At 72.5% G+C, this 19,343-nt stretch carries 18 protein-coding genes and 4 tRNA genes; 11 read left to right on the forward strand and 11 right to left on the reverse strand.

The features are described 5' to 3' along the window. Positions 1–26 precede the first annotated feature (26 nt). From AC3X7Z_RS05455 to AC3X7Z_RS05465, 3 genes are all read right to left on the reverse strand, one after another. Positions 27–893 carry an NUDIX hydrolase gene (locus AC3X7Z_RS05455; RefSeq protein WP_489975265.1) on the reverse strand — a complete coding sequence of 289 codons (867 nt, stop codon included), beginning with the start codon at positions 891–893 and terminating at the stop codon, positions 27–29. Between the two features lie 68 nt (positions 894–961). Continuing rightward, the gene (locus AC3X7Z_RS05460; protein WP_186339280.1) at positions 962–1,123 is read right to left on the reverse strand and encodes a hypothetical protein; all 162 of its coding nucleotides are present in this window, start codon (positions 1,121–1,123) and stop codon (positions 962–964) included. A gap of 197 nt (positions 1,124–1,320) precedes the next feature. Next, positions 1,321–1,524, reverse strand: a complete 204-nt coding sequence (locus tag AC3X7Z_RS05465; protein ID WP_056598399.1) for a cold-shock protein — start codon at positions 1,522–1,524, stop codon at positions 1,321–1,323. 285 nt (positions 1,525–1,809) lie between these two features. On the opposite strand from AC3X7Z_RS05465, the gene AC3X7Z_RS05470 reads away from it, so the two are divergent. After that, the gene (locus AC3X7Z_RS05470) at positions 1,810–3,336 is read left to right on the forward strand and encodes a M81 family metallopeptidase (RefSeq protein ID WP_489975266.1); all 1,527 of its coding nucleotides are present in this window, start codon (positions 1,810–1,812) and stop codon (positions 3,334–3,336) included. On the opposite strand, the gene AC3X7Z_RS05475 is transcribed toward AC3X7Z_RS05470, so the two are convergent. After that, entirely contained in the window at positions 3,319–4,047 is a 729-nt protein-coding gene (locus AC3X7Z_RS05475) for a copper homeostasis protein CutC (RefSeq protein ID WP_489975267.1), read from the reverse strand. The two genes, AC3X7Z_RS05470 and AC3X7Z_RS05475, sit on opposite strands and share 18 nt — an antisense overlap. Before the next feature lie 101 nt (positions 4,048–4,148). Here AC3X7Z_RS05475 and AC3X7Z_RS05480 point away from each other — a divergent pair, with 101 nt between their 5' ends. Beyond that, positions 4,149–4,919, forward strand: coding sequence for an aspartate/glutamate racemase family protein (locus tag AC3X7Z_RS05480; protein ID WP_489975268.1), 771 nt, complete (start codon positions 4,149–4,151; stop codon positions 4,917–4,919). Positions 4,920–4,993: 74 nt separating this feature from the next. Here AC3X7Z_RS05480 and AC3X7Z_RS05485 read toward each other — a convergent pair whose 3' ends face one another. Further along, positions 4,994–6,763: an ABC transporter substrate-binding protein gene (locus AC3X7Z_RS05485; RefSeq protein ID WP_489975269.1), complete on the reverse strand. Its 1,770-nt coding sequence runs from the start codon at positions 6,761–6,763 to the stop codon at positions 4,994–4,996. A 62-nt stretch (positions 6,764–6,825) separates the two neighbouring features. Further along, positions 6,826–8,004: an AfsR/SARP family transcriptional regulator gene (locus AC3X7Z_RS05490; protein WP_489975270.1), complete on the reverse strand. Its 1,179-nt coding sequence runs from the start codon at positions 8,002–8,004 to the stop codon at positions 6,826–6,828. An 89-nt stretch (positions 8,005–8,093) separates the two neighbouring features. On the opposite strand from AC3X7Z_RS05490, the gene AC3X7Z_RS05495 reads away from it, so the two are divergent. Both AC3X7Z_RS05495 and AC3X7Z_RS05500 read left to right on the forward strand, forming a co-directional pair. Further along, complete coding sequence (locus AC3X7Z_RS05495) at positions 8,094–8,657, forward strand: CGNR zinc finger domain-containing protein (RefSeq protein WP_489975271.1); 564 nt, start codon at positions 8,094–8,096, stop codon at positions 8,655–8,657. A gap of 60 nt (positions 8,658–8,717) precedes the next feature. Further along, positions 8,718–8,790, forward strand: a tRNA-Lys gene (locus tag AC3X7Z_RS05500). A gap of 27 nt (positions 8,791–8,817) precedes the next feature. Here the strand turns inward: AC3X7Z_RS05500 and AC3X7Z_RS05505 are convergent. After that, entirely contained in the window at positions 8,818–9,840 is a 1,023-nt protein-coding gene (locus AC3X7Z_RS05505) for an NADPH:quinone reductase (protein WP_489975272.1), read from the reverse strand. 113 nt (positions 9,841–9,953) lie between these two features. Here AC3X7Z_RS05505 and AC3X7Z_RS05510 point away from each other — a divergent pair, with 113 nt between their 5' ends. Next, positions 9,954–11,042, forward strand: a complete 1,089-nt coding sequence (locus AC3X7Z_RS05510) for a phosphatase PAP2 family protein (protein WP_186339286.1) — start codon at positions 9,954–9,956, stop codon at positions 11,040–11,042. Positions 11,043–11,054: 12 nt separating this feature from the next. Here AC3X7Z_RS05510 and AC3X7Z_RS05515 read toward each other — a convergent pair whose 3' ends face one another. Next, positions 11,055–12,542, reverse strand: coding sequence for an NAD(P)/FAD-dependent oxidoreductase (locus AC3X7Z_RS05515; RefSeq protein ID WP_186339287.1), 1,488 nt, complete (start codon positions 12,540–12,542; stop codon positions 11,055–11,057). 227 nt (positions 12,543–12,769) lie between these two features. Between AC3X7Z_RS05515 and AC3X7Z_RS05520 the strand changes: the two genes are divergently transcribed. Beyond that, complete coding sequence (locus AC3X7Z_RS05520; protein WP_186339288.1) at positions 12,770–13,705, forward strand: ATP-binding protein; 936 nt, start codon at positions 12,770–12,772, stop codon at positions 13,703–13,705. A gap of 58 nt (positions 13,706–13,763) precedes the next feature. On the opposite strand, the gene AC3X7Z_RS05525 is transcribed toward AC3X7Z_RS05520, so the two are convergent. From AC3X7Z_RS05525 to AC3X7Z_RS05535, 3 genes are all read right to left on the reverse strand, one after another. Beyond that, positions 13,764–14,117, reverse strand: coding sequence for a metallopeptidase family protein (locus tag AC3X7Z_RS05525; protein WP_186339289.1), 354 nt, complete (start codon positions 14,115–14,117; stop codon positions 13,764–13,766). Positions 14,118–14,292: 175 nt separating this feature from the next. Then, positions 14,293–14,369, reverse strand: a tRNA-Asp gene (locus tag AC3X7Z_RS05530). Positions 14,370–14,457: 88 nt separating this feature from the next. After that, positions 14,458–14,533 (reverse strand) — tRNA-Glu (locus tag AC3X7Z_RS05535). A 162-nt stretch (positions 14,534–14,695) separates the two neighbouring features. Between AC3X7Z_RS05535 and AC3X7Z_RS05540 the strand changes: the two genes are divergently transcribed. The 5 genes from AC3X7Z_RS05540 to AC3X7Z_RS05560 all read left to right on the forward strand — a co-directional run bounded on the left by AC3X7Z_RS05540 (position 14,696) and on the right by AC3X7Z_RS05560 (position 19,284). Beyond that, positions 14,696–15,085 carry a response regulator gene (locus tag AC3X7Z_RS05540; protein ID WP_186339290.1) on the forward strand — a complete coding sequence of 130 codons (390 nt, stop codon included), beginning with the start codon at positions 14,696–14,698 and terminating at the stop codon, positions 15,083–15,085. A 218-nt stretch (positions 15,086–15,303) separates the two neighbouring features. Next, positions 15,304–16,428: a cytochrome P450 gene (locus AC3X7Z_RS05545; RefSeq protein ID WP_489975273.1), complete on the forward strand. Its 1,125-nt coding sequence runs from the start codon at positions 15,304–15,306 to the stop codon at positions 16,426–16,428. Between the two features lie 343 nt (positions 16,429–16,771). Beyond that, positions 16,772–17,758: a sensor histidine kinase gene (locus AC3X7Z_RS05550; RefSeq protein WP_489975274.1), complete on the forward strand. Its 987-nt coding sequence runs from the start codon at positions 16,772–16,774 to the stop codon at positions 17,756–17,758. A gap of 46 nt (positions 17,759–17,804) precedes the next feature. Continuing rightward, a tRNA-Phe gene (locus AC3X7Z_RS05555) sits at positions 17,805–17,878 on the forward strand. 92 nt (positions 17,879–17,970) lie between these two features. Beyond that, entirely contained in the window at positions 17,971–19,284 is a 1,314-nt protein-coding gene (locus AC3X7Z_RS05560) for a hypothetical protein (protein ID WP_489975275.1), read from the forward strand. Positions 19,285–19,343 lie beyond the last annotated feature (59 nt).

A 19,343-nucleotide genomic window follows, 5' to 3' on the forward strand; every position in this document is an offset into this window, starting at 1 on the left:
GGTGAACTCGGCCGGACCGGTTGGCGTCAGGGGTGCACGAGCTGCGACGCCACGACCCGGCCCTCGCGGTGGTGGGCGATGAGCATCGCACCGGGCTCGAGGGTGACGTCGGGCACCTCGAGCGCGTCGAGCACGGTCGGCAGCACCGGCCGGTGGGTGCAGAGCACCGCGCCCCCTCCGTCGACGTCGTCGTCGAGGAGGGCGTCGACGAGGTCCACGACGGCCTCGACCGTGGCGTCCTCCTCGCTCAGCTCGTCGTGGAGCACGACGGGACAGCCCGCCACGTCGGCGTACGGCGCCACCGTCTGCACGCAGCGGGTGCTGGAGGAGGAGTGGACGGCCGTCACGCCGAAGGCGGCGAGCAGGGGCACGAGCCGCTGCGCCTGGGACTCGCCGAGCTGGACGAGTGGGCGGAGCCGGTCGTCCTTCGTCCACCCGCCGCGCGCGCGGGCCTTGCCGTGGCGCAGCACGACCAGCGCGCGGGTGCGGCGCCGCAGCGGGTGCGCCTCGTCGAGGGTGTCGCGGTCGTAGGGGTAGGTCAGCCGGTCGCGGGCGGCCTGCCGGTCCACCCACTCCACGGCGTCGATCTCGTCGTTGGCGCGGTAGCCGGCGACGTCGTCGCTCCCCACCGCCCGCGCGGTCCAGTAGTCCACGGACTTCCATCGACCGTTGGACATCCGGTAGCGCTGCCGGGGCAGCGCGGGCCCGAGGCACACGTCGAGGCCGGTCTCCTCGGCGACCTCGCGCACGGCCGCGGTGACGGCGTGCTCGCCGGGGTCGAGCTTGCCCTTGGGGAAGGACCAGTCGTCGTACTTGGGACGGTGCACCAGCAGCACCTCGCCACCCTTGCGGGTCACCACGGCTCCGGCAGCGCGCACGTCGCGGGACTCCATGCCAGTAGTCTCACACCCACCGCGACCCGCGAGGAGTGCTGCGCCGCCTCTCGCGCCGCGCGGGGTGCTCAGTCCTGCGGCTTGCGGGGGGTGACCCCGAGGATGCGGTCGATCTCGTCCTGCGAGAGGTGCTCGTCGGCCTCGCTGGCGGCGATGATCAGCGTGGTCGTGAGCTCGACCTCGCCGAGGAGGTCACCGTCCTCGAGGGTCACGTCGAACTGGTCGTGCATCCGTCACCCTCCTGACTCCCCTGACGGCACATCTGGCTCGCGTCGACTCTAGTGTTCGTGACAAGTGTGGCGGACTCCCGGGCGCCGCACATGACCCGAATGTGTCAAGTGTGCCCGCAAAACGGCTCTGGCCCCACCCCGCTAAGGGGGAGGGGCCAGAGTCGGATCAGATCTGGAACAGGTCCAGCGTCAGCCGATCAGAGCGGACGGACGTTCTCCGCCTGGGGGCCCTTGGGACCCTGGGTGACGTCGAACTCGACCTTCTGGTTCTCGTCCAGCGACTTGTAGCCGTTGGACTGGATGGCCGAGTAGTGCACGAACACGTCGTCGCCGCCGTCCTCCTGCGCGATGAAGCCGAAACCCTTCTCGGCGTTGAACCACTTCACGGTGCCTTGAGCCATGTGCTCGGTACTCCTGTTTATCGGAACGAGAAGCCGTCGCTTCGACGGCCCCGCAGCAAGTGCGGTGACACGTCGCTCCGACTTACAAGCTGGAAGGGCCCGAAGAGGGAAACGCCGTTGGATCACAAACTCCGCGGGCGTCAACCTGCTGGAACTTGCACCTGTTGCACGACAGACACTACCAAGAAATCCCGCGACGTCACCGGTCCGAAGGGACCTGTTGACGAACATCCGGCGAACGGGCCTGCCGACCGGCCCCTCGACACGCCCTGACACCATCGCGAGGTGACCACCGACGCGGTCCTCCCGGACCTCCCCCGCGTGGCCGTCTGCGGCATCAGCCTCGAGGCGTCCACCTTCTCCCCCGCTCTCACCACCGCTGCGATGCTCGCTCCCCGCCGCGGCCGCGAGGTGCTCGACGCCTGGCCGTTCTGGGCGGCCGGCGGCGCGCTCGCCGACCGGGCGGAGTGGATCGGCATCCTGCAGGCCCGCAGCATCGCGGGCGGCGCGATCCCGGCCGACGACTACGCCCAGCTCAAGGCCGAGGTCCTCGCCGGGCTCGTCGCCGCGGTGGGCGAGGCGCCGCTCGACGGCGTCGTCCTCGACATCCACGGCGCCGCGAGCGTCGTCGGCCTCGACGACATGGAGGGCGACCTCGCGGTGGCCGTGCGGGCCGTGGTGGGCCCCGACTGCCTCATCAGCAGCGGGATGGACCTGCACGGCAACGTCTCGCGCACCCTCGCCGAGACCGTCGACCTGCTGACGACCTACCGGACCGCACCCCACGTGGACTGGCAGGAGACCAAGGAGCGCGCCGCGCGCAACCTCCTCGACCGCCTCGCGCTGCCGTCGGGACGCCGTCGCCCGGCGAAGGCCTGGGTGCCCGTGCCCATCCTCCTGCCGGGCGAGATGACCAGCACCCGCCAGGAGCCCGCGACGAGCCTCTACGCGCGCGTGCCGGAGATCGAGGCGCTCGACGGGATCCTCGACGCCGGCATCTGGATCGGCTACCCGTGGGCCGACGAGCCGCGCAACGGCGCGGTCGTGATGGTGCTCGGCGACGACGCCGCCCTGGCGATGGCCGAGGCGAGCGCACTCGCGAGCGAGCTGTGGGAGCGACGCGAGGAGTTCGGCTTCGTCGCCCCGACCGGCACGCTGGCCGAGGTGCTGGCGGCCGCGATCGGCTCCGCCGAGGCGCCCTATGTCATCTCCGACTCGGGCGACAACCCGACCGCGGGCGGCGCCGGCGACGTCACGTGGACGCTCGCCCGGCTGCTCGCGAGCGAGGGGCTGCTCGCGAGCGGCAAGCGCGCGATCTACGCCTCCATCCCCGACGCGACCGGCGCGCTCGCGGCCGCGGAGGCCGGCGTCGGGGCCGACGTACGCCTCACCGTGGGAGCACGCGTCGACGCGCGGCCCGAGCCGCCGGTGGAGGTGTCGGGACGGGTGGTCGCCGTCGTGCCGTCCGAGGACAACCTCGAGGTCGTGGTGCGCACCCCCGCCGTGGACGTGGTCGTGACCCGCCGGCGCAGGCCCTACCACCTCGAGTCCGACTTCACCCGGCTCGGCCTGGACCCCCGGGGCGCCGACATCGTGGTGGTCAAGATCGGCTACCTCGAGCCGGAGCTGTTCGACCTGGCCGCCGACTGGATGCTCGCGCTCACCCCGGGAGGGGTCGACCAAGACCTCGTGCGGCTCGGCCACCGGCGGGTCCGGCGCCCGATCTTCCCCCTCGACGACGTCTCGGACGTCGACCCCCTCGCGGAGGCCGAGCTCTTCCCCGGCGACACCGGCTCAGCGACCCAGGGCTGACAGCACCTCCGCGACCACGGCGGCGCTCGTCACGCTGCGCGGAGCCTCGTCGTAGCCCGGCGACACCCCGGCGCGGGCGACCGGCGCGGCCGCCCGCAGGTGCACCTCGCGGGCGCCGGTCTCGGCGACGACGCGGGCCACGTTGTCCGGGCGCACGCCTCCGCCGACGGCGATGCGGACCTCGTCGCCGCCCCGCCCGACCAGCTCGGCGAGCTCGGTCAGGTGGTCGAGCGCGGGCCCGGGTCCACCGGCCGTGAGCACCCGGGTGATGCCGAGGTCGGCGAGCAGCGCCAGCGCGGACAGCCGGTCGGGCACGGAGTCGAAGGCCTTGTGGAAGGTGACCGGTGCGTCCCCGCAGGCCGCGACCAGGCGGCGTACGGCCGCCGCGGCGACGGTGCCGTCTGGCTCGAGCGTGCCGAGGACGAACCCGAGGCGAACCGACTCCCCCAGCGCGGCGCGGGTGGCCTCGATGTCGGCCACCATCACGTCGACCTCGGCCGCGGAGTGGACGAAGTCACCGGGTCGCGCGCGCACCAGCACCCGCACGTCCAGGCCGGCGGCCGAGGCCGCGCTGTGCCGGACGAACCCGAGGGTCGGAGTGGTGCCGCCCTCGGCCAGCCCGGCGCACACCTCCACGGCGTCCGCGCCCGCAGCGGCCGCGATCCCGGCGCCCCCGACGTCCTCCAGGCAGATCTCGACGAGGGCGTCCACGGGGCCACGGTAGGCGCTCCGGACGTCCGTCCCAGTCGGACCCCAGCGACGCGAGTCATGATGGACGTCTGGGGTGTGCCCGGACGAGAGGGGGCTGAGCCGTGTTCCACATCGGCGTCCTCGCTCCGCGCCTGCACAGCGCCGCCGAGATGTTGCGCCGGATCGACGAGGTCAGCGCCTCCCACCCGGACGGCCACCAGCAGCCGGAGCTGAGCCTGGTCTGGCAGCCGCTGGCGGGCGGCGCCGACGCGTGGCAGCGCAACGACCCCGACACCGTGCGCACCCAGCTCGCGCTCGGCGCCACCCGGCTGCGGGAGGCGGGCGCCCACTTCTTCGTCTGCCCCGACGACACGGCGTACGCCCCGCTCGACGAGCCCGGCGCCGACCTCGCCCTGCCCGGACTCCACGCGGCCTCGGTGGTGGCCGCCGAGGCGCAGCGACACGGGTACGCCAGGGTCGGCGTGCTCGGCACCCGCTGGACGCTGGAGTGGCGCCGCTACGCCGACGAGCTCGAGCCGATGGGCATCGCCGCCGTGCCGCTCGCACTGACCGACCAGACGACCTTGCACTCCATCGTCTTCGACGAGCTCGTGCACGGGAGGACCTCGCTGCGCTCGCGCGACGTCGTGCTCGAGCTCATCGACGGACTGCGACTGCACCGCTGCCAGGCGGTGGTCCTCGGCTGCGCCGAGCTGGGGGCACTGGTCACGCCCGCCGTCTCCCCGCTGCCGCTCCTCGACACGACCCGGCTGCTGGCCGACGCCGCCACCGCGGTCGCCGTGGGCGACGCACCGCTGCCGCACTGGCGCGGCGGCCCGGGCGAGCCGGCACCCGGGACCACCTCCCCCGACGTCCGCACCACCACGCGCTGACGCGCGCCGACACGCGCCGACACGTGGAATGAGGGCTCCCGGAGACCGGGAACCCCCATCCACGCGCGCCAGGATCACTGCATGACGAACAGGTCCTTGTAGTTCGGCGCGCCGATCGAGCCATCGCCCGTCGGATTGCCGACCTTGGTGCCGAACACGAACAGGTCGTTGCGGTAGGCGGTCGGGATGATCGGGAAGTACTCCGTCATGATCTTCTCGTCCAGCGCACCCCACGCGTCAGCCTGCTCGTCGAGGGGCAGCGTGTTGATGCGGTCCATCTCCTCGTCGACCGACTCCTCGGAGAAGTAGGCGGTGTTGTAGACCGCGCCGGTCCGGGCGAGCGAGGGCAGGACCGTGGAGCCTGACGGCCAGTCCGAGCACCAGTTGACGCCCCGGAAGTTGAGCTTCTTGTTGACCTTGTTGTCGGGGTCGAGCCAGATGTTGTAGGGCGACTCCTGCACCGGGATCGCCTTGACCGAGAAGCCGGCGGCCTCGAAGCCCTTGGTGGTCTGGTCCTGGGCCGCCTTGGCCAGCGGGTCGACCTCGTAGTAGATCATGGTGATCGGGTAGGGGGTCTCGACACCGGCCTCCTCCAGGAGGGCCTTGGCCTTCTCCGGGTCGTAGGTGATCTGCTCACCGTCGACCTGGAAGTCCTTCTTGCCGGCCATCCCGGGCGGCATCAGCGAGTTGGCCGGGACGCGGGTGACACCGGGCACCTCGCCGCTGGCGATCCAGACGTCCTCGTAGGGGTAGGCGTAGGCGAGCGCCTTGCGGACCTCGATCTCGGGGATCTTGGTGTAGTCCGGGGTCAGCGTGGAGACGCACTGCGAGGTCTGCTGGACCAGGCGGTCACCGAGCTGGTCGTTGGCGTCGTTGTACTTGTCCGAGCCGAGCGCGGTGGCCACGGCCGTCTGGCTGTCGGCGTTGTCGGAGAGCATGATCTCGTCGACCTTGGCCTGGTCCTGGTTGAACTTGAAGACGAACCCGTCGGCGTACTGGTGACGACCCGGGTCGGAGTCAGCGGCCCACTGATCGTTCTTCACCACGACCAGCTCCTCGTTGGGCTTGAAGCTCTCGATCTTGTAGGGACCGTTGGACAGCGGCTTGGTGCCGTAGTTCGGCGGCTCGGAGGCGTCGCCGAGGGGCGCGGGGCCCATCGCCATGAACGCGCCCCAGTAGTCCATGTCAGGGAACGGCTGCGACATCGAGATGGTGATGTCCTGGCCGTCGACCGCGATCCCGTCCCAGTTCTCGCACTTGGGGTCCTTGGCCGTGTAGGGACCCGCGTAGTCCTCGGCACCCGCGAAGTAGGTCTTGGAGTACTCGGTGCCCGGACCGGACGGGAACGCCTCGGAGTCGAGCGAGCGGCAGATGCCGAACGCGACCTCCTCGGCCGTGACGGGCTTGCCGTCCTCCCACGTCGCGTTGTCACGGATGGTGAAGGTCCACTCCGTGTAGTCGTCGTTGGGGGTGCCCAGGTCGGTGGCGAGGTCGGGCACCAGCACCGGCTGGCCGTTCTCGTCACGGATGTACTGGGTCAGCGAGCGGCTCGTGAGCGCCTGCTGGATGGAGTTGCCGGTCACCGACCAACCACCGGTCGGGTCGAGCGAGTTGGGCCCGGGATCGCCAGGCAGGTAGACCGTGATCGTCCCGCCCGCCGACGCTCCTTCGACCTCGGCAGCGGGGCCCTGGCGCTCGGGGTCCTTCGTCCCACCTCCCTGCTCGCTGAAGTCCCTCTCGGTCCCCGACCCGGACTCACCGTCGTCCGACGATCCGCCACCGCAGGCGGCGAGGGTGATCAGGGCAGCACCGGCAACGAGCGCGAGCGGCTTGTTCCGCCTCATCCTGTCCAACCTTTCTTCCTCGACCTGGCCGGAGAAGGGTGTCCCCGGCCCTCTCCAGGACGCTAGGCGGGGAAGGTCCGCCCGCGACGGCGGTGATCGTCACGAAACGGTGACCGTTGGGCCGGGTCGGTAACGGAGGGGTCACGGTGCGCCGGGCGGCGTCCGACGCCCGGGTGCTGCCCCGGACCGTCGTCGACGACCACCACCACGACCGGCTGGCGGAAGCACCCGTCGTGGGTGCACGCCCCGGCGTCACCGACGCTCGCCCGTCCCGGCACGGTGAGGGGCCCGCTCGCGCGGCGGACCAGCTCGTCCGCGAGGCGATGGTCCTGCTCGTCACCGCCGTCGAGGACCACCACGGCACGGTGCGCCCGCGACTCGTCGCGGGCGACGCCGCGGTCGAGGCCGAGGACGGCGGGGTGGTGGAGCAGGACGTCGGCCTGCATCGCGGCGAGCGCCGGCGTGGGGTCGACGCCCAGCTCGTCGGCGAGCCGGCTCCGCAGCGTGGCCAGCACCGCGAGCCCCTCCGCCTGACGGCCGTCGCGGACGAGGGCGACAGCCCAGAGCCCCCAGAGGCGTTCGCGCAGGGGGTGCCGTCCGGCCAGGTCCTCGAGCGCCGCGGCCGCGCTGGACGGGCGATCGAGGGACAGGTCGATGACGGTCCGGGCGACCCGCGCCTCGAGGCACAGCTGCTCGAGCCGGTGTCGCTCCGCGACCGCCGCTGGCAGCTCGCCGAGGTCGGCGTAGGCGTCGCCGCGCCACAGCCGCAGCGCGGCGGTGAGCTCCGCCCGCCGGGCCTCGGCGGCCTCGACGCCCGGCCCGACCGGGAGGTCCGGGAGCAGCGCCGGTCGCATCGGGTCGGGCAGGCGGCGCAGCCGCTCCCGCGCGGAGCGTACGGTCGCCTGGAACCGCTCGACGTCGATCTGCTCCGGGCGCACGGCGAGCCGGTAGCCGCTCGCCTCGTGCACGAGCAGCGACGAGGCGGCCCGTGGCCGCCGGCCGGGCTCGAGCAGGCGACGCAGGCCGGCGACGTAGCCCTGCAGCGTGTTGGCGGCACCGGGCGGAGGGGCGCCCTCCCACAGGGCGTCGATGATCCGCTCGACGGCGACCGGCCGGCCGCGCTCGAGCACGAGCAGGGCCAGCAGGCTGCGCAGCCGTCGCGCGCCCATGGCCACCGGGACGTCGCCGACCCGGGCCGCGCTGGGGCCCAGCACGTCGATCCCGACCTGCGCAGCCAGCATGCCCATCCCCCGTCTGTTACCTCACGAGACGTTATGATGGTAACCACCTCGTCACGGGGTTTCGCGAGGACGAGACGCGGGAGGGCTGAGTGGACACCGATCGCCCGGCACCGGGAGCGCTGGAGGAGGTGCGCCACCTCCTCAACACCGACGACCGGTTCCATGGCATCGACCACGGCCAGGACGTCGGCTCCCTCAACCGCTTCCTCGCCCGCGCCGGCTCGGCCTACGCACCCCTCCCGGCCACCGCGGACCTCAGGCCCTACCGCGCCTTCCGCGACGTGGTGCGCGACCTGCTGCTCCGGCCCTCGCCCTCGACCCGATCGGCCTTCAACGACGTCGCCCGCCGCCATCCCGTGCGGGTCGAGGTGGGCGAGCACGCCGCGCGCCTGCGGCGGGCCCGCCCGTCGCGTCCGGCGGCGGTCGAGCGGATCGTCGGCGACGCCGTCGCGATCGTCCACGAGGCGATGCTGACCGGGCAGTGGGAGCACCTGCGCGAGTGCCAGCGCGATGACTGCCGGTGGATCTACTACGACCCCACCCCCACCCACGCGATGCGCTGGTGCAGCACCGACCCCTGCGGCAATGTGATGAAGGTGCGCGCCTACCGCGCCCGGCGGGCGGCCGACGGGCACCACGACCGCGCGCTCTGAGAGGATCGCACCACGCGTGGGTCTGTCGGACGGTTCGCCGGACGCGGAGGCTCGCGCTCCGGGCCTCTAGCTCAATGGGTAGAGCAGCGGACTTTTAATCCGTTGGTTGTCGGTTCGAGTCCGACGGGGCCTACCGAACGCCGGTCGACGCGCGGCTCGCTCAGGCGTCGACGACGTCGATGAGCACCTTGCCGACCGCGCCGGCCTCGACGGCGGCGTGGGCGTCGGCCGTCCGCTCGAGCGGGTAGTGGTGCAGGGGCAGTCCGTGCTCGTCCCCGACCCCCAACGCACCGTCGGCGAGGGCGGCGGTGACGTCCGCCGCCGCGGCCCGGAGGGCGTCCGGTCCGACGGTGTAGAGCAGCACCCACTGGAAGCGGGCGTTGGTGGAGAACGTCTCGCGGACGCTGAGGGTCAGCTCGTCGCCGCCGTTGTTGGCGTAGATCGCGATCGTGCCGCGGGGCCGGATCACCCGGAGGTCGTGGCGCAGGTTGGGTGCGGGCGCCACCTCGACGACGAGGTCGACGCCGGCAGGGACCAGGGCACGCACGGAGCCGACGAGATCGTCCTCGCGGTGATTGACGACGTGGTGCGCTCCGGCAGCCGTCGCGAGCGACGCCTTCGCGTCGCTGCTCACCGTGGCGACCACCGTCGCGCCGGCCCAGCGCGCCAGCTGGATCGCCGCGTTGCCGACCGCGCCGGCGCCGCCGGCGACGAGCACCGTCATCCCCGCGAGCGCTCCGGGCGAGAGCCGGTCGGGACCGTCCTCGGAGGTCGTCAGCGCGCGATGGGCGGTGACCGCGGGGACGCCGAGGGAGGCGCCGAGGTCGTACGACGCGGCCTCGGGCAGCGGTGCCACGTGGGCGAGCGGCAGCACGACCTGCTCCTGTGCCGTGCCGCCCGGCCGGGTGTGCTGGGCCAGGATCGTCCACACCCGGTCTCCCACGGCGAAGGCGGTGACGCCGGGGCCCACGGCGTCGACCACTCCCGAGCCGTCCTGGCCCGGCACGATCTCGGGGAACGCGAGCTCGCCCATGCCGCCGGCGCGGAACTTCCAGTCCGTGGGGTTGACCCCGGCGCGCACGATCCTCACCCGGACCTCGCCCGGGCCGGGCTCCTCGGCCGTCCGCTCGACCAGCCGGAGCACCGACGTGTCACCGCTCTCGGAGTAGACCACTGCTCGCATCCCGTCATCCTCGCCCGGCGTCGCGTGGCGGACAACCGCCTCCCGGGTGCGCCCGGGCTTGACCAATCCGCGACAATGGGAGCATCCGCCAGCCTGAGCACGACCGGAGTCACATGCCCGCGCCTTCGCCCGCCGCCCTCGACGCACCGACAGGCAGCCGGCGACGGTGGACGTCGCGGCCCTACACGTTCCTGGTGGCCAACGCGATCCTGATCGGCATCGTCACGTTCGCCACGAGCATGCTGCTCGACCGGCCCGTCGCCGACCCCGAGGGGAGCTTCCTCGGCCCGTCGTGGGTGCGCCTGCCGGTCCTGTGCGCGGCGGCCATCGTGCTCGACCTGCTCCCCCAGGCGCTGTGGCGGGGGCGCCTCGACCCGGCCCGCACCGTCGCCGCGATCCGGGACCGCCTGCGTACGCACTGGACCCGCGCCCGCCTGCAGCTCGTCATCGTCGGCATCTCGGGCTTCTACGTGGTCTACGTCGCCTACCGCAACCTCAAGTCGCTGCTCCCGCTGGTGCGCGAGGTGAAGTTCGACAGCGAGCTGCGTGCCCTCGACCGCTTCCTGCTCCTCGGCCACGACCCGTCGACCCTGCTCCACGACATCCTCGGCACCGGCATCGCGGCGCACCTGCTGTCCGCGGTCTACCTCGCCTACATCCCGCTCGTCGCGATCCTGGTCACCGTCTGGCTGGTCTGGTCGCGCAACATCGGCCACGGCTGGTGGTTCGTCACCGCGCAGGGCATCGCGTGGACGCTGGGCGCCGCGTCCTACTACCTCCTGCCGACCCTCGGGCCGGGGATCATGTACCCGTGGCTGACCAGCGACCTCACGCCCAACGGCACCTCCGACCTCATGGAGTCGCTGGTCTACACGCGGCAGGGCTTCCTGTGGCACGAGGGCGACTACCAGGGCGTCGCCGGGTTCGCGAGCCTGCACACCGCGATCGCCCTGCTGTGGGCGCTGATGGCGCAGTACACGGTGAGCAGCAAGATCGTGCGGCGGATCTTCTGGGTCAACTTCGTCCTGACCGTCATCGCCACGCTCTACTTCGGCTGGCACCACATCGCCGATGACGTGGCCGGTGCCGCGATCGCGATCATCGCGTTCGTGGTCGCCGCCCGCGTGACGGGTCACCAGCTCCGCCGGCCGAAGGGCGAGCCGGCCCCGGAGTCCGATCCCGCGGCCCCGTCGAGCGCCTGAGCGCGTCCGCCCTCAGGCGCCGCCGACGCGATCGGCCGGGACGCCGCGCGCGCCCGAGTCGGTGAGCTCGGCCTCGCGGACGGCGGACGCCTCGAGCTCCTGGCGCCGCGTCTCCTGCATCATCGCGCGCGTCGCGTCGTAGATGCCCGGGTCGGAGACCAGGTCGGCCGCACCGCCGCGCAGCCGCGCGAGCGCCGCACGGGCGAAGATCTGCTGCTCGGTGGTCGTGCGCTCCGAGCGGCGGTTGCTCGCGAAGGTGATCGCCCAGCGCATCAGCGCCGAGACCTGGTTCTTGAAGCCGGTGAGGTAGACGAGGTGCACGCCGAGCCACATCAGCCACGCCAGCACGCCGGTGAGCCGGAGCTTGCCGACCATCGCCACGGCACGGAAGCGGCTGATGATGGCCATCGAGCCCTTGTCGAAGTACTTGAACGGCGCCTGCGGGGCCTTGCCGTCGAGCCGGTTGGCGATCTCCTTGGCGGCGTACTTGGCGCCCTGGATCGCGACCTGCGCGACGCCGGGGAGGTTGTCGAGCGCGATCATGTCGCCGACGACGAACACCTCGGGGTGGCCGGGGAGGGTCAGGTCGGGGTTGACCGAGATCCGCCCTGCGCGGTCCAGCGGGGCACCGGTCTGCTCCGACAGGGTCTTGCTCAGCGGGTTGGCCTGCACGCCGGCGGCCCAGATCTTGGCGACGGAGCTGATCCGCTCGACGCGGCCGTCCTTGAACTTCACGTCGAGGCCGCGCTCGTCCACGTCGGTCACCATCGCGCCGAGCATCACCTCGACGCCGAGCTTCTCCAGCTCGGCCTTGGTCTTCTCGCCCAGCTTGCTGCCGAACGGCGGCAGCACCTGCCCGGCGGCGTCGATCAGCACGACGCGGGCGGTGCGGGTGTTGATGGCGCGGAAGTCCTTGCGCAGCGTGCGGTGGGCGAGCTCGGCGATCTGGCCGGCCATCTCCACGCCGGTCGGTCCAGCGCCGACGACGACGAAGGTCAGCAGGTGGTCGACATCGTCGCCCCGCCTGGCACCCAGCTCGGCCATCTCGAAGGCGCCGAAGATGCGGCCCCGCAGCTCGAGGGCGTCGTCGATGCTCTTCATGCCGGGAGCGAACTCGGCGAAGTGGTCGTTGCCGAAGTAGGACTGGCTGGCCCCGGCGGCCACGAGCAGCGAGTCGTACGACGTCACGGTGTCGCGGCCGAGGACCGTGGACGTGACCGTGCGGGCGGTCAGGTCGATCGCCGTCACCTCGCCCAGGATCACGCTGGCGTTGTGCTGGCCACTGAGCACCTCACGGGTCGGCGGGGCGATCTCGCCCGCGGACAGGATGCCGGTCGCGACCTGGTAGAGGAGCGGCTGGAAGAGGTGGTGGGTGGTCTTGGCGATGACGGTCACGTCGACGTCGGCCTTGCGCAGGGCCTTGGTCCCGAACAGCCCGCCGAAGCCCGACCCGATCACCACGACCTTGTGGCGTTCCGACTGCGTCGCGGTCGAGGTCATGGGAGCTCCTGGGGTCGTGAGGTGCGGCGGCGTGACGCGCGCCATCACGCCATTCTCGCTCGGCGCGCACGGCTGGCGAAACGCCTGGCGCGTCTGCTTGCTCACACCCACTACCCAGCCGTGCGAGAAACTATGGTGTTCGTCAAGGTTTGAACCACGCGTGCCTGGGCAATCATGGATCCACTGGACTGTCCACCACTGCTCGTCCCCGCCCGAAATGAGTCCCAGTGCCGTTGAGCTCCGAGTTGACGCTTGCGTCCTCGCCGCGCGCTGCGGCCGACGCGCGTCGCTGGGTCGGGGACATCTGCCTGCGGCTCGAGCGTGACGACCTGGTGGAGTGCGCCGAGCTGGGCGTCTCGGAGCTGGTGGCCAACGCCCTCCTGCACGCCGCCGCCCCCTACCGGGTGCGGGTGCGTGGCACGGCCTCCCACCCGCGCATCGAGGTGATCGACGGCTCGCCCCGCCCGCCGGTGCCGCCGGCACCGGTCGAGGGCGACGACCTCGACCTCCTGCTCACCTTCGGCCGTGGCCTCTCCATCGTGGCCCAGTGTGCCCAGGCGTGGGGCGCGACCATCGAGTCCGACGGCAAGATCGTCTGGTTCGAGCCGGCCCCGGAGATGACCGACACCGGGTCGGTCGAGTGGGTCATCGACCGCCAGGACCCGGCCCGGGCCGAGCCCACCAGCGAGGACGCGGTCGACATCCGTCTCCTCGGCGTCGACCTCCCCCTCTACACCGCCCTCACCCGGCAGTACCACGAGCTGCGCCGCGAGCTGCGCCTGCTGTCGCTCTCGCATCAGTCCGACTACCCGCTGGCGGGCGACCTGACCTCGATGTTCGCCAACTTCGAGCGACAGTTCCCCGAGACGTACGTCGAGCAGGTCCGCGCCGCCGAGGCGCGCGGGCTGAGGCGCGTGGACCTGGCGTTCCCGATGGTCCGCGAGTCGGGGCCGATCTTCGTCACCATGACCGAGATGTTCGACGTCGCCGACGCGTTCTGCCGGGCCGAGCGGCTGCTGTCCATCGCACGCACGCCCCGCCAGCGGGCTCTGCACAACTGGCTCCTCGGCGAGCTGGTCCACCAGCTCGACGGCGCCAGCGCGCAGCCGTGGGACGGCAGCCCGCGCGCGATCACGTCGTCCTCGGCCAGCCAGGTCGGGTGACCTCGCTCCTCGCCGCACCCCTGGTCCCGGGTGGTCCAGCGCCGCGTGCGGGTCGGGTCTAGCCCCAGCCCAGCTCGTGCAGGCGCCGGTCGTCGAGGCCGAAGTGGTGGGCCACCTCGTGGACGACGGTGATGCGCACTTCGTCCTCGAGGTCATCGACGGTGTCGGCCATGTCGAGGAGCGGCCCGCGGAACAGCAGGATCCGGTCGGGGAGCATGCCGGAGTGGTTGGCCGGCCGCTCGGTCAGGGCGAGCCCGTCGTAGAGCCCGAGGAGGTCGGGGTCGTCCGGGGGCGCCTCCGGCTCGACGAGGACCACCACGTTGTCCACGAGCCGGGCGAGCTCGTCGGGGAGGCCGTCGAGGGCCCGCTCCACCATGGCGTCGAACGCGTCGGCGTCGAGGTCGATCGGCATGGCGTCAGCCTAGGGTCGCCCGGGAAACCCGCGAGAACGTGGTCACCCCGCCGAAGCGCCCAGCCACCGACGACCAGGCCCGAGGTGACCAGGCCCGAGATGACCAAGCCCGAGATGACCAACCTCGAAATGACCAGCAGGGTGAGCCTGGTGGCTCACCCTGCTGGTCATGCGTTGGCGACCCCGACGGGACTCGAACCCGCGGCCTCCGCCGTGACAGGGCGGCGCGCTAACCAACTGCGCTACGGGGCCAGGTGACAACTGGTCGAACTGGTGAAGCGGTGGAACTCTAACCCATGGTCTCCGGCGGCACCCAATCGGCGCCCACCCTCGACTCGGGTGGCACCCCCAACCGGATTCGAACCGGCGCTACCGCCGTGAAAGGGCGGGGTCCTGGGCCGCTAGACGATGGGGGCCAGCTCGTCCGGGACGGACCCGGTCGAGCAGCGCCCAGCATAGGGCCAGCCGTCGACGGGCACCCAACCCGTCGACGCCGCGGAGGGGTCCGCAGCCCGCTCCGCGGACAAGATTTGGGCAGACGCCCCACCACTTGCCACCCGTTTGACTAATCTTGACGCGTGAGCAACGAGCGGCAGCTGCGGTTCCTCGTCGTCGATGACAACGAGGACATCCGCGACGTCTTCTGCCGCCTGGTCGAGCGAGCCGGCCACGTGGCGTCCACGGCATGCGACGGCCAGGACGCGGTGGAGACCTTGGAGCGCGAGCGCTTCGAGGTCATGCTGCTCGACCTGACGATGCCCCGGATGAGCGGCGTCGAGGTGGTGCGGTGGTTGCGCGAGCACCCCGACGTGGCTCCCGGACTGCGCGTCGTCGTCATCTCCGCCTGGGCCGGCGACAACCGCGCGGTCCTCCAAGAACTCGGCATCACGACCGTCATGCAGAAGCCGCTGCGGATCCAGCAGCTGACCGACCTGATCGCCGAGACCCTGCGCGACCTGGAGTCCTGACCCGCCCCTGTCACCCCACGGGCAAGGAGTCCCGCGCAGAACCCCGTGCGCCTCCCCGGCGTACACCATCACCCCACCTTGGAGAACACCATGATGAACCGCATCCGCACCGCGATCGAGGCCAAGCGCGCTGCCCGCCAGATCCAGTCCTACTACATGTGGCGTCCCGGCCCCGGCGCCCGCTGACACGCTCGGACGCGCGACCAGCGCTCGTCCCCGTGACACAGCTGGACAGCGTCGAGTCGGCCGGAGGCCGGCTCGGCGCTGTCCTGTCGGCGCCACGCTCCGGGGTGGTCGCCCTCGGGCGTCACGGACCGTGGCTCACCACCTCGCTCGACCAGGCCCGCCAGGTCCTCACGGACGTCTCCGACTTCGACTTCCCCGGCGACGTCACCCGCAGCGGCGACCTGTCGGCCAGCCGCGGCGAGACCCGCTCCGGACACGTGGTGTTCCCCCCGGTCCCCCCCGACCGGGTCGCTCGCGGGCTGGCCGTCTTCGCCGCCGAGTGGGACGCCGCCCTGGCGGAGCACGACCGTTCGACGACCGACGAGCCGTACGACGCCATGGCGCTGCTGCGCCGCCCGGTGGCGCGCTGCACGACGGCCGCGGTGCTGCCCTCCCTCGACGTCACCCGACGTGACCTCGTCGCCGACCTGGTGCTCGACTGGATCGACGCCCTGGCGCCGGTGATCGCCGCCAGGAGGCCTCCTCGGCGGTGGAGCCGCGCGCGACGCCGCGAGGGCGAGGCCCGCTCGGCGCTCCATGCCGCACTGGCGGTGGCCCCCGGGCTCGACGGTCCTCCCCAGCTCGCGGCCACGATGCTGGCCGCCGGGATCCAGGTCCCCATCGCGGCAGGAGCCTGGCTGGTCGCGTGGCTCGCCGCCCACCCGTCGCAGGGCCCCCGCCAGGTCGACGCGTCGCACGTGGTCTGGGAGACGCTGCGCCTGACGCCACCCACCTGGATCACGGCGCGCATCACCACCCGGGAGGTCGACCTCGACGGCCACCGCGTCCCGTCGGGCGCCGTCGTGCTGGTGAGCCCGCTCCTGCTCGGCCGGCTTCCCGAGCTCGTGCCGGGCGAGCCCTCCGGACTGACCGGGTTCGCCCCCGACCGGTGGCGGGACGAGACGCAGCGTCCCGGCGCGTGGCTGCCCTTCGGGGCGGGCCCCCACGCGTGCCCGGGGCGCCACCTCGGGATGGCGATCCTCACGCACCTGTCCGAGTGGGGACTCGCCCGACGCCTCGCACTGAGCCAACCCGTGGTCGTCGACCAGAGCCGTGGCATCGCACCGCTACCGTGCAGGTTCGTCGTCGCCACGAGGGAGGCTGGGGCCGGTGCCTGATCACCCCGCTCTGCAGGACAGCTTGGTGGATGAGGCTGTCTCTGACGGGGCCGCGCGTCTGTCCACGTCGATCCTCGCCGGCGAGACGTCGCTCGACGAAGCGGTGGCACGCGTCGCTCAGCACTTCCTGGCCGAACCGCGCGTGGAGATCGCCACGATCGTGCTCACCAGTTTCACGCCCGCGGACCCGACCGGTTGGACCCAGCTCGGCGGACGGGCGTGGGTCAGGGAGTGGACCGTCCCTGGGTCCACGCGAACCCTCCTCCCCCCGCCCGGCGCGGGGCCAGAGGCGGCGCTCACCATGCCGTGGCTCTCGCGATTCGCGAGGAGCGACATCGTCGTGATGCCTGACCGCGACCTGCTCCCCGTCGAGGCCGGGGTGGACCGTGACGAGCTCGCCCGGGTCGAGGTGCGAAGCCTCGTCGCCTCCACCTTCACGTCCGAGGGCGTGATGTTCGGCAGCATGTCACTGGTAGGGGTCGAGGCCGGCGCCTGGTCCCCCCAGGTCATCCAGGAGTTCCGCCTGCTCAACGCAGCCCTCGTCGCCCGGCTCAACCTGGAGCACGCTCGACGCTCGCTCGCCGAGGCGATCGAGGCGCGCGCCGAGGCCCAGGCCGCCAACCAGCAGTTCTTCGGGGCGGTCGGGCACGAGCTGCGTACCCCGCTGGCGACCGTGCTCGGCTACACCGAGGCCCTCCTCGACGACGCCGAGCACGGGACAGCCGACGACGTCGCTAACGGGATGAAGCGCGACGGCCCGGCGATCGTCCGCTCCTGCGAGCGGCTGCTCACCATCGTCGACAGCCTGCTCGGCGCGGGCCGCGCCATGTCGGCCGACGTCGAGCGCCAGGAGGTCCGGCTGTCCGACGCGGTGGCCGACGTCGTGCACTGGCACCGCACGCCCGCCCGCACGGCCCGCGTCGACATGCAGGCCGTCGTCGACCCGCGGCTGTGCGCCTGGGGCCACCCGTCCGCCGTACGCCAGATCCTGGCCAACCTGCTGGGCAACGCCATCGCGCACCACCACCCCGCCGGCGGGACCGTGCACCTGTCCGCCGAGCAGCTCCTCGGCGAGAGCGGCCACCCGATGGTGCGCGTCGTCGTGCGCGACGACGGCCCCGGGCTGACGTCCGAGCAGCTCGAGCACGCCTTCGAGCCGTTCGTGCGCTTCGCCGCCCCCGCGACCCCGGGCAGCGGGCTCGGCCTGTCGCTCTCGCGCACCATCGCCGAGCGGGAGGGCGGCGCGGTCTCGGGGATGTCGTCCCCAGGAGCCGGGTCGTCGTTCTGGCTCGAGGTCCCGGCCTACGTCCCGCAGCCGTCCCCGGAATGAGCCGATTCCCGCACCCCCACGGGCCTCATGTATCCTCGTCCCGCTTGGGCAGGTAGCTCAGTTGGTACGAGCGATCGCCTGAAAAGTGATAGGTCGGCGGTTCGACCCCGCCCCTGCCCACAAGCACAGGAGGGCCCCGGTCACGTCCCGACCGGGGCCCTTCTGCGTGTCCCGGCGTCGGTGTCGACCCGTGTGCCCGGCACGATGGTGCGGTGCTCCCCCGCCTCGAGATCGTCCGTCGGCTCCGTCCGTTCGACCTCATCGCCCCCGGGTCGGTGCTGGTCGAGGCCGACAGCTCGGGCGAGGTCGCGATGCCCGCGGTGGCGCCGTACGTCGCCGCGACGACCGCCGACGTCGACGGACCGCTCGCGTTCCACCTGGGCGGGCACCGGCTCGCGGCCTCGATCGTCGGGGGGTCGGTGTCGCTCGAGGTCCCCGGAGCCGGCACGCTCCGCAGCCGACGGTTCCACCGCGCCGAGTCGCCGACAGGGCTCGGCCTGACGCTCACCGGCACCCACCTGACGGCGTGGAGCCGCGAGGCGGACGGCTGGGTTGCCCGCGCGCGCCACGACCTGCGCGAGGTGACGGACACCCGCGACGAGCAGGCGCTCGCCGGGCTCCACGTGGAGCTGCCGCCGGGCGGTGGCGTCGCCGGCAGGTTCGGCCAGCTCGGCCTGCGCGACACCCGGTTCGTCACCGACGAGGACGGCGGTCCGGTCCGCGCGGACGGGGCGCTCTGGCTGAGCGCCACATCGGCGGGACCGGGCTTCTTCGACACCGCCCACACGAGCGTGTGGCGCCTCGACCCGGACACCTTGGACGTCTCGCACTCCGCGGACCTGTTCTTCCGTCGGCCCGACCGGGCCGGGGTGTTCGGCGACCACGCGACCCACCTGGTGCGCAGCGACGACGGCTGGCTCGTCGCGACCAGCACGTGGGGCGACTTCGAGGCGCCGACCACGCGTGCGGGACGTCGTAGGCCCGCGGGCCTGCGGGTGACCGTGGCCGAGTCGGACGCCGACCTGCTGCGCGGCGCGCACGTGCTCGACACCCGCGAGCTCCCGCTGCCCGTCGACGGGCTCGGCTCCATCGCCACGTGGGACCCCCACCTCGTCCGGCGCGACGGCGAGTGGTTGGTGGGCTTCGTCAGTGCGCGCCGCTTCTTCGACTTCCACCCCGCGCTCGCGGGCGGGCCCGGGCTCGACCGGCTGCGGCTGCTGGGCGCCGCCACCGACCGCACCGCGACCGAGGGCACGACGCTGGTCGAGGTCGGCGGCGAGATGCGCGTGCTCGCCAGCGACGGCCGCGACTCCGCGCGTGGGCTGCGCGCCCGCTTCCCGGCGTACGACCTGACCATGACCGAGGTCGGCGCCCTGGACGCGCCCTACCCGACCAACCTGCCGTGGCCGAGCCTGGCGTGCGTCGACGGCGGGTGGCTCATGGTGACCTTCGACGGCCGTCCCGCGGGCGGCAGGCTGCTCGGCTACGGCACCCACGGCGACCTGGTCGTGATGCGCTCGGTGTGATGCGCGGGTGCCCCGACGGCGGGGATACCCTGACGGTGACGGCGGTCACCACCCCTCGA

This window comes from Nocardioides sp. Z24_21, from assembly GCF_058134345.1.

What these genes read in the sequence shown, in the direction of transcription:
- AC3X7Z_RS05455 (WP_489975265.1), bottom strand. Translation starts at nt 893, where the DNA reads ATGGAGTCCCGCGACGTGCGCGCTGCCGGAGCCGTGGTGACCCGCAAG.
- AC3X7Z_RS05460 (WP_186339280.1), bottom strand. Translation starts at nt 1,123, where the DNA reads ATGCACGACCAGTTCGACGTGACCCTCGAGGACGGTGACCTCCTCGGC.
- AC3X7Z_RS05465 (WP_056598399.1), bottom strand. Translation starts at nt 1,524, where the DNA reads ATGGCTCAAGGCACCGTGAAGTGGTTCAACGCCGAGAAGGGTTTCGGC.
- AC3X7Z_RS05485 (WP_489975269.1), bottom strand. Translation starts at nt 6,763, where the DNA reads ATGAGGCGGAACAAGCCGCTCGCGCTCGTTGCCGGTGCTGCCCTGATC.
- AC3X7Z_RS05490 (WP_489975270.1), bottom strand. Translation starts at nt 8,004, where the DNA reads ATGCTGGCTGCGCAGGTCGGGATCGACGTGCTGGGCCCCAGCGCGGCC.
- AC3X7Z_RS05505 (WP_489975272.1), bottom strand. Translation starts at nt 9,840, where the DNA reads ATGCGAGCAGTGGTCTACTCCGAGAGCGGTGACACGTCGGTGCTCCGG.
- AC3X7Z_RS05510 (WP_186339286.1), top strand. Translation starts at nt 9,954, where the DNA reads ATGCCCGCGCCTTCGCCCGCCGCCCTCGACGCACCGACAGGCAGCCGG.
- AC3X7Z_RS05515 (WP_186339287.1), bottom strand. Translation starts at nt 12,542, where the DNA reads ATGACCTCGACCGCGACGCAGTCGGAACGCCACAAGGTCGTGGTGATC.
- AC3X7Z_RS05525 (WP_186339289.1), bottom strand. Translation starts at nt 14,117, where the DNA reads ATGCCGATCGACCTCGACGCCGACGCGTTCGACGCCATGGTGGAGCGG.
- AC3X7Z_RS05550 (WP_489975274.1), top strand. Translation starts at nt 16,772, where the DNA reads ATGCCTGACCGCGACCTGCTCCCCGTCGAGGCCGGGGTGGACCGTGAC.